Source organism: Martinezella tropici (assembly GCF_008370325.1).
In the GTDB taxonomy this organism is placed as follows: Bacteria; Pseudomonadota; Alphaproteobacteria; order Rhizobiales; family Rhizobiaceae; genus Rhizobium; species Rhizobium tropici_B.
Window position 1 is genome coordinate 122,179 of sequence record NZ_VNIP01000006.1, and the last position, 11,109, is coordinate 133,287.

Genomic DNA, 11,109 nt, shown 5'->3' on the forward strand with positions numbered 1-11,109 from the left:
CAGGTAGAAAACGATGCTGCTGATTTACTGCCCCTATTGCGAGGAAGAGCGTTCGGAACTCGAATTCCGCAACGCCGGCGATGCGCATATCGTGCGGCCGGCCGATATTGCCGGAATCTCGGATGAGGAGTTCGAGGAATATTTCTTCCTGCGCGACAATCCGAAGGGCCTGATCTTCGAGCGCTGGCGGCATATCCATGGCTGCGGCCGCTTCTTCAATGCCGCACGCGACACGGTAAGTGATCATTTCTATCGCACGTATAAAGCCGGCGAGCCGAAGCCGAATGCCGCGACGCTGCTGCCGGGGGCGTCCGAGCCAGTTGCGCAGCCTAAGAACGAACAAGAACAGACGGCACAAACAGAGGGATTTGTTGAATGAGCGGCGCCAATCGTATCGCGGGCAAGGGACGTCTGACGCCGGCCAGAACCGCTCGCTTCACTTTTGACGGCAAGAGCTATACGGCGCTCGAAGGCGATACCGTCGCCTCGGCGCTGCTTGCCAATGGCGTCCATCTCGTCGGCCGGTCCTTCAAGTATCACCGTCCGCGCGGCATCTTGTCAGCCGGCGCCGAAGAGCCGAACGCGCTGCTCGATATCTCCCGCGATGCGGCGCGGCGGCAGCCGAACGTGCGCGCCAGCGTGCAGGAAGTCTTCGACGGCATGAAGGCGCAGTCGCAGAACCGCTGGCCGTCGCTCGTCTTCGATGTCGGCGGCGTCAACAATTTGATGTCACCGTTCTTTGCCGCCGGCTTCTACTACAAGACCTTCATGTGGCCGAAGTCGGCCTGGAAGCATATTTACGAGCCCTTCATCCGCCGTGCGGCAGGCCTCGGTGTCGCGCCGACGGAAGAAGATCCGGATCATTATGCCAGCCGCTATGCGCATTGCGACGTGCTCGTCGTCGGTGCCGGAGTTGCCGGTCTTTCCGCGGCGCTCGCGGCTGCCGAAACCGGCGCCAAGGTCATCCTCTGCGATGAACAGCCGGAGGTCGGCGGCGCGCTGCGCTTCGATACCGGCATCAAGATCGATGGCATCGAAGGCTATGACTGGGCGCAGACTATCCTCGCCAAGCTCAAGGCAATGGCGAACGTGCAGGTGCTGACCCGCACGACGGCCTTCGGCTATTATAACCACAATTTCTTCGGCCTTGCCGAGCGGGTGACCGACCACCTGGCAAGGCCAGGCCGCGACCTGCCGCGTGAGCGCTTGTGGCAGGTGCGCGCCAAGCGGGCCATCCTGGCGACAGGCGCCATAGAGCGCCATATGGTGTTTCCGAATAATGACCGCCCGGGCATCATGCTGGCGTCTGCCGCACGCGCCTATCTCAATCACTATGGTGTCGCCGTCGGCGCCAAGATCGGCGTCTATACGGCACATGATTCGGCCTATGAGGCAGCTTTCGATCTGAAGCGTGCCGGCGTTTCCGTCGCCGCCATCGTCGACAGCCGCGTGCGGCCGGGCGAGGCTGTGCTCGCCGAGGCAAAGCGGCTCGGCATCGAGGTGATGACCGATTATGCCGTCATCGACACCGCCGGCAAGCTTCGCGTCTCCTCCATGACGGTCGCGCGCAACGGCAGCTCCGCCAAGCGCAAGATCGCGATCGACGCTCTGCTCGTTTCAGCCGGCTGGACGCCGTCGGTCCACATGTTTTCGCAGTCGCGCGGTAAGCTGAAGTTCGATGCCGAGAAGCAGCGCTTCCTGCCGGGCACCTATGTTCAGGATTGCCTTTCGGTCGGTGCCTGCAACGGCACGGACGGGCTGCAGGCCGCGATCGAGGAATCGCTTGCCGCCGGCGAGCTGATGGCGCGTGCCACAGGCAGCACCAATGGCGGCGAGAAGATCCAGCTCCATGCCGAGCAGGCTTTCGAGTGGACGGGCGGCATGATCGGTGCGGCGGAAGGCGCTGGACCGGACACGAATGCGAAGGCCTTCGTGGATTTCCAGCACGACGTCTGCGCCAAGGATATCCGTCTTGCCGTGCGCGAGGGCATGCATTCCATCGAGCATATCAAGCGCTTCACCACCAACGGCATGGCGTCCGACCAGGGCAAGCTTTCGAACATGCACGGGCTGGCGATTGCCGCCGAAATGCTCGGCAAGGATATTCCGCAGGTCGGTCTCACCACCTTCCGCGCGCCCTACACGCCCGTCACCTACGGCACGCTGATCAGCCATTCGCGTGGGTCCTTGTTCGACCCTACCCGCAAGACGCCGATGCATGCCTGGGAAGAGGCACATGGCGCGATCTTCGAAGATGTCGGCAACTGGAAGCGCGCCTGGTTCTATCCGCGCGCCGGGGAGACCATGCATCAGGCCGTCAATCGCGAGTGCCGCACGGCGCGCGAAGTGGCCGGCGTGTTCGATGCCTCGACGCTCGGCAAGATCGAAGTAGTCGGGCCGGATGCGGCGGAATTCCTGAACCTCCTCTACACCAATGCCTGGGATACGCTGAAGCCCGGCCGCTGCCGTTACGGCATCATGACCCGCGAAGACGGCTTCGTCTATGACGACGGCGTTGTAGGGCGTCTGGCCGACGATCGCTTCCATGTGACGACCACGACCGGCGGCGCGCCACGCGTGCTGCATCATATGGAGGACTATCTGCAGACCGAATTCCCGCATCTGAAAGTATGGCTGACCTCCACCACGGAGCAATGGGCCGTTATCGCCGTGCAGGGACCGAAGGCGCGCGAGATCATCGAGCCGCTCATCGAAGGTCAGGATCTGTCCAACGAGGCCTTCCCGCATATGAGCGTGGCGGAGTGCAAGGTCTGCGGCGTGCCGGCACGGCTGTTCCGCGTCTCCTTCACCGGTGAAGCCGGCTATGAAATCAACGTGCCGGCCGATTACGGCCAGTCCGTATGGGAGGCCGTCTGGGCTCGCGCTGAACCGCTGGGCGCCTGCGCCTACGGCACCGAGACCATGCACGTGCTGCGCGCCGAGAAGGGCTACATCATCGTCGGCCAGGATACCGACGGTACGGTGACACCCGATGACGCCGGGCTTTCCTGGGCCGTTTCCAAGAAGAAGACCGATTTTGTCGGCATCCGTGGCCTGAAGCGGCCGGATCTCGTCAAGGAAGGCCGCAAGCAGCTCGTCGGTCTCGTCACCCGCGATCCGAAGGTGGTGCTGGAGGAGGGCGCACAGATCGTCGCCGATCCGAACGAGCAGAAGCCGATGACCATGCTCGGCCATGTCACCTCTTCCTACTGGTCCGAAAATCTTGGCCGCTCCATCGCCTTCGCGCTGGTTGCAGGTGGGCGCGAGCGCATGGCCAAGACGCTCTATGTACCGATGCCCGACAAGACAATTGCCGTCGAGGTGACGGATCTGGTGTTCTTTGACAAGGAAGGAGGCCGGATCAATGGCTGATCTCGCTACCCGCAAACTGCCGCTCGCCGGCCGCCACGGCGGTTCTTCCACAGTCCGGTTGATGCCGGCAGCACCCGCAAGCCGCATTTCGCTGCGTGCACCCGCCGATTCCGTCGGCGCTCTTTCGCAGGCGCTTGGCCTTCAGCTACCGACCCGGCCGAAGACCTCGGCCAGCGCCAACGGGCGTCATGCCCTGTGGCTCGGCCCGGACGAATGGCTCGTCATCGATGAGAACGGTGCCGAGCTGGTCGGTCTGGCGGCATCGGCTGGCGCTCTGCATTCGGCGACCGATGTCTCGCATCGCAATACGGCTGTCATCGTGTCCGGTCCCGGCGCGGAAGCGACGCTTGCCGCAGGTTGCCCGCAGGATGTTTCGTTGATCGCATTCCCCGTCGGCGCCTGCTCTCGCACGCTGCTCGGCAAGGCGGAAGTCGTGATCTTGCGGCTCGATGAAGAGACATTCCGCGTCGAAGTCTGGCGCTCCTTCTCCGACTTCGCTTTCGGTCTTCTGGCCGAGGGCGCGGAGGATGCGAGCATTAGAGCCGGATGATTTTAGGTCGGATCGACCTAAAATCTGAATCCGCTCTAAACTCAAAGAAGTAGAGCATGATGTCGTCCGAAAACCGAGCACACTTTTCGGCATCATGCTCTAACCCTATTCCGGCCGATCTTTCGGGTCGAACTGCGATATGGTCGTCCATGTTGCAGTCAGTGCCGGCTTGCGCTCGTTTTCGATCTCGACGGTCACATCGTAGGTCAGCATCAGCATATTGGCGCCGCGCAGTCGCGTTTCAGCGAGTGTAAAACGCCCGCGAACCTGCGCGCCGCACTTGACCGGCGACATGAAGCGGATCTTCTCGAAGCCGTAATTGATGCCCATGGTCTGTTCGCGGATCTTCGGCAGGGCGCTGTAGTTCATCGCCGAGAGCAGCGAGAGTGTCAGGAAGCCGTGGGCGATGGTGCCGCCATAGGGCGTTTCCGCCTTGGCGCGTTCTGGATCGACGTGGATGAACTGATGATCGAGCGTCGCGTCGGCAAAGGTGTCGATCATCGTCTGGTCCACGATGATCCAGTCGGAAACGCCTATCTCCGTTCCCGCAAGTTTCATGATCTCTACAAGCGAGATATCGCCGGGCATTCCATCCTCGTCAGTCTGCGTCGTCAGAATCCTTTCTGGCGAATCGAAACGGAAAGTGCAACCGCGATCAGTTTTCGAGAAGGAAGGCGACGGAACGTGCTGATACGGTGATTTGGTCGCTTACCGCATTCTCGCCTGTCGCGGTCAGCAGAGACCAGCCGCCGCTTTCAGAGGCGGGCAGTGTGACTGGACACTCGTCGGCAGCGCGGTTGAATAATACGACGAGCCGCGTCGATCGGTTCGTGGCGAGATCCCGCGTTTTGAGCGCCATGCCGAACACGGCCGCCTTCGGCGCTTCCCAATCGCGCACCGCCATCGGCGTTCCCGTGCTTGAGAACCAGAGCACATCGCCATCGCCGTGAAAGAAATCCATGTCGTCAAAGGCGGTGAAACGGCGACGCAGACCGGCAAGCCAAGCGGTATGGCCGATCAGTTCCTCGTCCAGCGTCTTCCAGTCCATCCAGGTGATGGCATTGTCCTGGCAATAGGCATTGTTATTGCCCTGCTGGCTGCGCCCGGCTTCATCGCCTGCCGTCAGCATGATCGTGCCGCGCGTGGCAAGGAGCGTCGATAGCATGGCTTCGATATCGGCGCGGCGCTTGCTCTGGATCGACGGGTCATCCGTCTTGCCTTCGACGCCGTTGTTCCAGGAGAAGTTCTCGTTGTGACCGTCGCGGTTGTTCTCGCCATTGGCCTCATTGTGCTTGTTCTCGTAAGAAGCGAGGTCCATCAGCGTGAAGCCGTCATGGGCGGCGAGGAAATTGACCGTGCGCGTCTGCGCGCGCCCGTCACGGCCGAAGATGGAGGAGGAGCCTGCAAGCACGGTCGCGAGATCGCCAATGCCGGCATCGCCGCGCCAGAAGCGGCGCAGGTCGTCGCGGGCACGGTCGTTCCATTCGAGGAAAGGTGCGGGGAAATTCCCGAGCTGATAGCCGCCGGGACCGATGTCCCAGGGTTCGGCGATCATGATCCGGTCCTGCAGCACATCATCCGCCAGCATGGTGCGCAGGGTCATGCTTTCCGGATCGAAGCCCTTGCCGTTGCGTCCGAGCACCGTGGCGAGATCGAAGCGGAAACCGTCGATGCCGGCATTCCGGACGAAATGGCGCAGGCTGTCGATGATGAGCTTGCGCGTCGCCGGCTGGTCGCAGGCGATGGTGTTGCCCGTGCCGGTATCGTTGACCAGCGTGCCGGGCTGGTCAGGCAAATGGCGGAAATAGGTGGGGTTGTCGAGGCCACGCAATGACAGGGTCGGTCCCTGGCGGTCGCTTTCGCCGGTATGGTTGAAGACGAGATCGAGGATGACGGCGATCCCTACGGTGTGAAGGGCGGCGACCGTCTCGCGCAACTCCTTCATGCCGCCGGGCACGAGGCGTGGGTCGAGCGCCATGAAGGCGACCGGGTTGTAGCCCCAGCCATTGGTAAGGCCGAGCGACGGCAGGTGCCGTTCGTCGATCCATGCGGTGATCGGCATCAGCTCGATGGCGGCGACCTGCAGGCGCTTGAGATGCGCAATGATCGAGGGATGGGCGAGGGCGCCGAGCGTGCCGCGTTGTTTTGCAGGCACATCGGGATGCAGCATGGTGAAGGGCTTCACGGCGATTTCGTAGATCAGGCCGCCGGGCTGAAACAAAGGCTTGGCCGGCTTGACGGCGACATCGCGCGAGACGAGCGCTTTGGGCATCAGATCCTGCGTGTCGGCACCGAAAACCCCCAGGCGCGGATCATAGCGAAACGGCCGGTCTATTTCCCTGGCATAGGGATCGACCAGCAGTTTGGATGGGTCAAACCACAGGCCGCGATCGGGATCATAGGCGCCATGGGCGCGCAGACCGTAGCGCGTGCCTTCCTTTGCGTCCTTGACGAAAAGACGATGCTCATCTCCGTCGCGGGTGAACGGCAGCCGCGCGATTTCCTTGTGGCCTTCCGCGTCGAACAGGCAGAGTTCCATGCGCTCGGCATGTTTGGATGCGACGGCAAATTCGACACCCGAGTCGGTGAGGGTCGCGCCAAGGCAGCGGGTTGTCGGCTCTGACATGTCGGACTTTCCGGATAGCTAGGGTGATCCCCTCTCCCCGGCAGCGGAGAGAGGGCTAGGGTGAGGGGCGGAGCGTTCGGCGAATTGTGCAGTCGCGGTGAATTTTGGGAAAGCCCCTCATCCGACCAGTCGCCGCCTCGCTTCGTTCGGCAGCTTCTGGCCACCTTCTCCCAGCATCCGCGGGGAGAAGGAGCTTAGATCGCAGATTCAGGTGATCACCGTCGGTGCGTCACGGCCAGTGCGGCCCTTGATATCGGCGATATCCTGGGCGGCGACGATGAGGTCGGCCAGCGCTTCCTGGGTTTCGATATTGTGACGGGTCGGATCGGGCTCGTAGCGCTCGATATAGACGCGCAGCGTCGCGCCCGTCGTGCCGGTGCCGGAGAGACGGAAGACCACGCGGGAGCCGCCTTCGAAGAGGATGCGGATGCCCTGATGTTGGCTGACCGACTTGTCGACCGGATCGTGATAAGCGAAGTCGTCGGCGGCGGAAACGGTGAGATCGCCGAACTTCGTGCCCGGAAGGGTCGGCAGCTTTTCGCGCAGCGCCGAGATCAGGCCGTTGGCGGCATCTGTGTCGACGCCCTCATAGTCGTGGCGGGAATAATAGTTGCGGCCATAGGTGGCCCAATGCTGCGTCACGATATCGATGACGCTCTCGCCACGAACGGCCAGGATGTTCAGCCAGAGCAGCACGGCCCAGAGCCCATCCTTTTCGCGAACGTGGTTGGAGCCGGTGCCGGAGCTTTCCTCGCCACAGATGGTGGCCATGCCGGCATCGAGCAGGTTGCCGAAGAACTTCCAGCCGGTCGGCGTTTCGTAGATGCCGACGCCGCGTTTTTCGGCAACGCGATCGGCGGCGCCGCTTGTTGGCATCGAGCGGGCAATGCCGGCAATGCCATGCGAATAGCCGGGAGCGAGATTGGCGTTGGCCGCGAGAATCGCCAGGCTGTCAGACGGGGTGACGTAGATGCCCTTGCCGATGATGAGATTGCGATCGCCGTCGCCATCCGATGCCGCGCCGAAATCGGGCGCATCGTCGCTCATCATGTCGTCGTAAAGCTCCTTGCAGTAGACGAGGTTCGGATCCGGGTGATGGCCGCCGAAATCCGGCAGCGGCAGGAAGTTGCGAACCGACCCATCCGGCGCGCCGAGGCGGATCTCGAAGATTTCCTTGGCGTAGGGACCGGTGACGGCGCTCATCGCGTCGAAGCTCAGGCGGAAACCGAGGCTGATCAGATTGCGGATCGCGCCGAAATCGAACAGCTCTTCCATCAGGGCCGCATAGTCTTCGACGGGATCGATGACGGAAACGATCATGCCGCCCACATCTTCGCGGGCGATGCGATCGAGGTTAATGTCCGGGAAATCGGATATCTTGTAGCTGTCGATGACCTTCGAGCGCTCATAGATGGCGTCGGTGATCCTCTCCGGCGCGGGACCGCCATTGCTGATGTTGTATTTGATGCCGAAGTCTTCGGTCGGGCCACCGGGATTGTGGCTCGCGGACAGGATGATGCCGCCGAAGGCCTTGTACTTGCGGATGATGTTGGAGGCCGCGGGCGTCGAGAGGATGCCGCCCTTGCCGACCATCACTTTGCCGAAGCCATTCGCGGCGGCCATCTTAATGGCCTTCTGGATGACTTCGCGATTGTAGTAGCGGCCGTCGCCGCCGATGACCAGGCACTTGCCCTGATAGCCTTCGAGCGAATCAAAGATCGACTGGATGAAGTTCTCCGCATAATTCGGCTGCTGGAATACGGGAACCTTCTTTCGCAGGCCCGAGGTGCCGGGCTTCTGATCCGCGTAGGGGGTGGTGGGTACAGTTTTAATCATCGGGTTAAGCGCCTCTCGAGACTAGACTGGAGTAGAGTGCGGCGTAGCGTTCTGCGCTCCTGCCCCAGGATACGTCGGATTTCATGCCCTGCTTTTGCATCTGCGTCCAGACCTTTCGATCCTGGAAGAGGTGCATGGCACGGCGTATGGCCTGCAGCAACCCTTCGGCGGTGACGGGCGAAAATTGAATGCCAGTCGCGACTTTTGCCTGCAGTGCGGCGTGGTTGGCGTCGATAATCGTATCGTTGAGCCCACCCGTCCGCGCAACGATCGGCAGGCAGCCGTAGCGTAAGCCATAAAGCTGCGTGAGGCCACAGGGTTCGAAGCGCGAGGGGATGATAATCGCGTCACAACCGGCCTGCATCAGATGCGACATGGGCTCGTTATAGCCGGCGGAAACGCCGACACGGCCGCGATGGCGGCCGGCTGCAGCAAACAGTGCGCCCTCTAGCGCCGCATCGCCCGCGCCCAGAATGGCAAGCTTGCCGCCCATGTGGACAATCTCGCCGGCAACGCTTGCCAGAAGATCCATGCCCTTCTGCCAGGTGAGCCGGCTGACGACGCAGAAGATCGGACCATCATCGTCGTCGAGGCCGAAATGTTCGATGACCCGGTGGCGGTTGACGGCGCGATCCTTCAGCGTCGCCGCGCTATAGGTCTGTGCGATCATCGGATCGGTCGCCGGGTTCCAGATGTCGCCGTCGATGCCGTTGACGATGCCGTAGAGGTTATAGGCCTTGCTGGTGATGACGCCTTCGAGACCCATGCCGAATTCCGGCGTCAGGATTTCCTCGGCGTAGGAAGGGCTGACCGTGGTTAGTGCATGCGCGGTCTGCAGCCCGCCCTTGAGAAACCCGACATCACCGTAATATTCCACACCCTCCATCGAAAAGGCATGCGCCGGCAGGCGCAAGCCCGGGAAGATATCGGAGCCGAACTGGCCCTGGAAAGCGATGTTGTGGATGGTGAGGACACTCGGCAACTCCGGCGTCGGATAGTAGCGCATATAGACCGGCACCATGGCCGACTGCCAGTCATGGGCATGCACGAGATCCGGCAGCCAGCCCGGCAGAAGGCCGGCGGCAATTTCCGCGCCGGCCAGCGACAGCGCGGCGAAACGCCGCCAGTTGTCGGGATAATCCTTGCCCGTCGCATCGACGTAGGGGCCGCCGGTACGGCTGTAATAGGCCGGCGCGTCGAGGACGAGGAAGGAAATGCCCGCGTGCTCGACTTCGAGAACGGTGGCCGGCTCGCCGAGGAGATCCGGAAGCTCCAGGCGAGCAACAGGATCGCGGATGGCTTTCATAACGGCGGGATAGCCCGGAATGAGGGTCTTGGTTTCGACGCCATAGGGCTTCAGCGCGATAGGCAGGGCGCCAGCCACATCGGCCAAGCCCCCTGTCTTGATCAAAGGGAAGACTTCGGACGAAACCGAGAGAACCTTCATAGGTTACAAATCCAGCTTGTCGATCATCGATTGGGTGATCAGGCAAATGCCGCTTTCCGTGCGGCGCCAGCGCTTGGCATCGAGTTCCGGGTCCTCACCGACGATCAGTCCCTCCGGAATGGTGACGCCGTGGTCGATGACGACGTCCTTGAGCTGCGCGCGGCGGCCGATCTTAACGCTCGGCAACACGACGGCACCCTCCAGCTTGGAATAGGAATTGGCGCGCACACCGGTGAAGAGCAGGCTGTTGTAGAGGCTGGCGCCGGAGATGATGCAATCGCCTGCCACCACCGAGGAGACGGCCGAACCGCGGCGGTCTTCATCGTCATGGACGAACTTGGCCGGTGGGCTGATTTCCGCGTAGGTCCAGATCGGCCAGGATTTGTCGTAGATGTCGAGTTCCGGCACCACGGCGGTCAGGTCGATATTGGCCTGCCAGTAGGCATCGATCGTGCCGACGTCGCGCCAGTATGCTTCGCGCTCGAAATCGGAGCGAACGCAGGATTGCGCGAAGCGGTGGGCGACGGCTTTGCCGTTCTTGACGATGTAGGGAATGATATCCTTGCCGAAGTCGCGGCTGGAGTTCGGATCGGCCGCGTCGCGCCGCAGGCATTCGATCAGGAATTTCGTGTGGAACACGTAGATGCCCATCGAAGCCAGCGCAAAATCCGGATTGCCCGGAATACCAGGCGGATCGGCCGGCTTCTCGACGAAGTCGATGATCTGATCCTTTTCATCGACATGCATGACGCCGAAGCCGACAGCCTCCATGCGCGGCACTTCCAGGCAGCCGATGGTGACTTCGGCGCCGGAATCGACATGCTGCTGCAGCATCCACTCATAGTCCATTTTGTAGATATGGTCGCCAGCGAGGATGACCATGTATTCCGGACCATAGGGCTCGATGATGTCGATGTTCTGATAGACGGCGTCGGCCGTGCCTTCGTACCACTGTGTTTCCGAGACGCGCTGCGATGCCGGCAAGATGTCGAAGCTTTCGTTCCGTTCCGGACGGAAGAAGTTCCAGCCGCGTTGCATGTGGCGGATCAGCGAGTGCGCCTTGTACTGCGTGGCGACGCCGATGCGGCGGATACCGGAATTGAGTGCATTGGATAGCGCGAAATCGATGATTCGCGTCTTGCCGCCGAAGTAGACGGCCGGCTTGGCACGGCGGTCGGTCAGTTCTTTCAGGCGGCTCCCGCGCCCGCCGGCAAGAACGTAGGCCATGGCATCGCGCGCCAGCGGCTGGAAACGTTTTTCTACCATTTTATTCCTCCC

The 11,109-nt window shown here is 62.0% G+C and carries 8 protein-coding genes; 3 read left to right on the forward strand and 5 right to left on the reverse strand.

The window, feature by feature from the left end; genetic code table 11:
* Nucleotides 1-13 precede the first annotated feature (13 nt).
* Genes FP026_RS09015 through FP026_RS09025 form a run of 3 tightly spaced genes read left to right on the forward strand, consistent with a single transcriptional unit; the run spans nucleotide 14 to nucleotide 3,922 of the window.
* On the forward strand, nucleotides 14-379 hold the full coding sequence (locus FP026_RS09015) for a sarcosine oxidase subunit delta (protein WP_149634293.1): 366 nt from the start codon (nucleotides 14-16) through the stop codon (nucleotides 377-379).
* On the forward strand, nucleotides 376-3,372 hold the full coding sequence (locus tag FP026_RS09020) for a sarcosine oxidase subunit alpha (protein ID WP_149634294.1): 2,997 nt from the start codon (nucleotides 376-378) through the stop codon (nucleotides 3,370-3,372). Before FP026_RS09015 ends, FP026_RS09020 begins: the two co-directional genes overlap by 4 nt.
* Nucleotides 3,365-3,922: a sarcosine oxidase subunit gamma gene (locus FP026_RS09025; RefSeq protein WP_149634295.1), complete on the forward strand. Its 558-nt coding sequence runs from the start codon at nucleotides 3,365-3,367 to the stop codon at nucleotides 3,920-3,922. The genes FP026_RS09020 and FP026_RS09025 overlap by 8 nt, the downstream gene beginning before the upstream one ends.
* A gap of 105 nt (nucleotides 3,923-4,027) precedes the next feature.
* On the opposite strand, the gene FP026_RS09030 is transcribed toward FP026_RS09025, so the two are convergent.
* From FP026_RS09030 to glgC, 5 genes are all read right to left on the reverse strand, one after another.
* Nucleotides 4,028-4,510, reverse strand: coding sequence for a MaoC family dehydratase (locus FP026_RS09030; RefSeq protein WP_149634296.1), 483 nt, complete (start codon nucleotides 4,508-4,510; stop codon nucleotides 4,028-4,030).
* Nucleotides 4,511-4,577: 67 nt separating this feature from the next.
* Nucleotides 4,578-6,548 (reverse strand): glycogen debranching protein GlgX, encoded by a 1,971-nt coding sequence (glgX, locus tag FP026_RS09035; protein ID WP_149634297.1) that lies wholly within the window; start codon nucleotides 6,546-6,548, stop codon nucleotides 4,578-4,580.
* Nucleotides 6,549-6,755: 207 nt separating this feature from the next.
* Nucleotides 6,756-8,384, reverse strand: coding sequence for an alpha-D-glucose phosphate-specific phosphoglucomutase (locus FP026_RS09040; RefSeq protein WP_149634298.1), 1,629 nt, complete (start codon nucleotides 8,382-8,384; stop codon nucleotides 6,756-6,758).
* A 4-nt stretch (nucleotides 8,385-8,388) separates the two neighbouring features.
* Nucleotides 8,389-9,831 (reverse strand): glycogen synthase GlgA, encoded by a 1,443-nt coding sequence (gene glgA / locus FP026_RS09045; protein WP_149634299.1) that lies wholly within the window; start codon nucleotides 9,829-9,831, stop codon nucleotides 8,389-8,391.
* A 3-nt stretch (nucleotides 9,832-9,834) separates the two neighbouring features.
* The gene (gene glgC, locus FP026_RS09050) at nucleotides 9,835-11,097 is read right to left on the reverse strand and encodes a glucose-1-phosphate adenylyltransferase (RefSeq protein ID WP_149634300.1); all 1,263 of its coding nucleotides are present in this window, start codon (nucleotides 11,095-11,097) and stop codon (nucleotides 9,835-9,837) included.
* Between the last annotated feature and the right edge of the window lie 12 nt (nucleotides 11,098-11,109).

Bases quoted from the DNA above. Each gene is read 5' to 3' on its own strand.
- glgC (WP_149634300.1), bottom strand. From the start codon at position 11,097: ATGGTAGAAAAACGTTTCCAGCCGCTGGCGCGCGATGCCATGGCCTAC.
- FP026_RS09015 (WP_149634293.1), top strand. From the start codon at position 14: ATGCTGCTGATTTACTGCCCCTATTGCGAGGAAGAGCGTTCGGAACTC.
- glgX (WP_149634297.1), bottom strand. From the start codon at position 6,548: ATGTCAGAGCCGACAACCCGCTGCCTTGGCGCGACCCTCACCGACTCG.
- FP026_RS09025 (WP_149634295.1), top strand. From the start codon at position 3,365: ATGGCTGATCTCGCTACCCGCAAACTGCCGCTCGCCGGCCGCCACGGC.
- glgA (WP_149634299.1), bottom strand. From the start codon at position 9,831: ATGAAGGTTCTCTCGGTTTCGTCCGAAGTCTTCCCTTTGATCAAGACA.
- FP026_RS09030 (WP_149634296.1), bottom strand. From the start codon at position 4,510: ATGCCCGGCGATATCTCGCTTGTAGAGATCATGAAACTTGCGGGAACG.
- FP026_RS09020 (WP_149634294.1), top strand. From the start codon at position 376: ATGAGCGGCGCCAATCGTATCGCGGGCAAGGGACGTCTGACGCCGGCC.
- FP026_RS09040 (WP_149634298.1), bottom strand. From the start codon at position 8,384: ATGATTAAAACTGTACCCACCACCCCCTACGCGGATCAGAAGCCCGGC.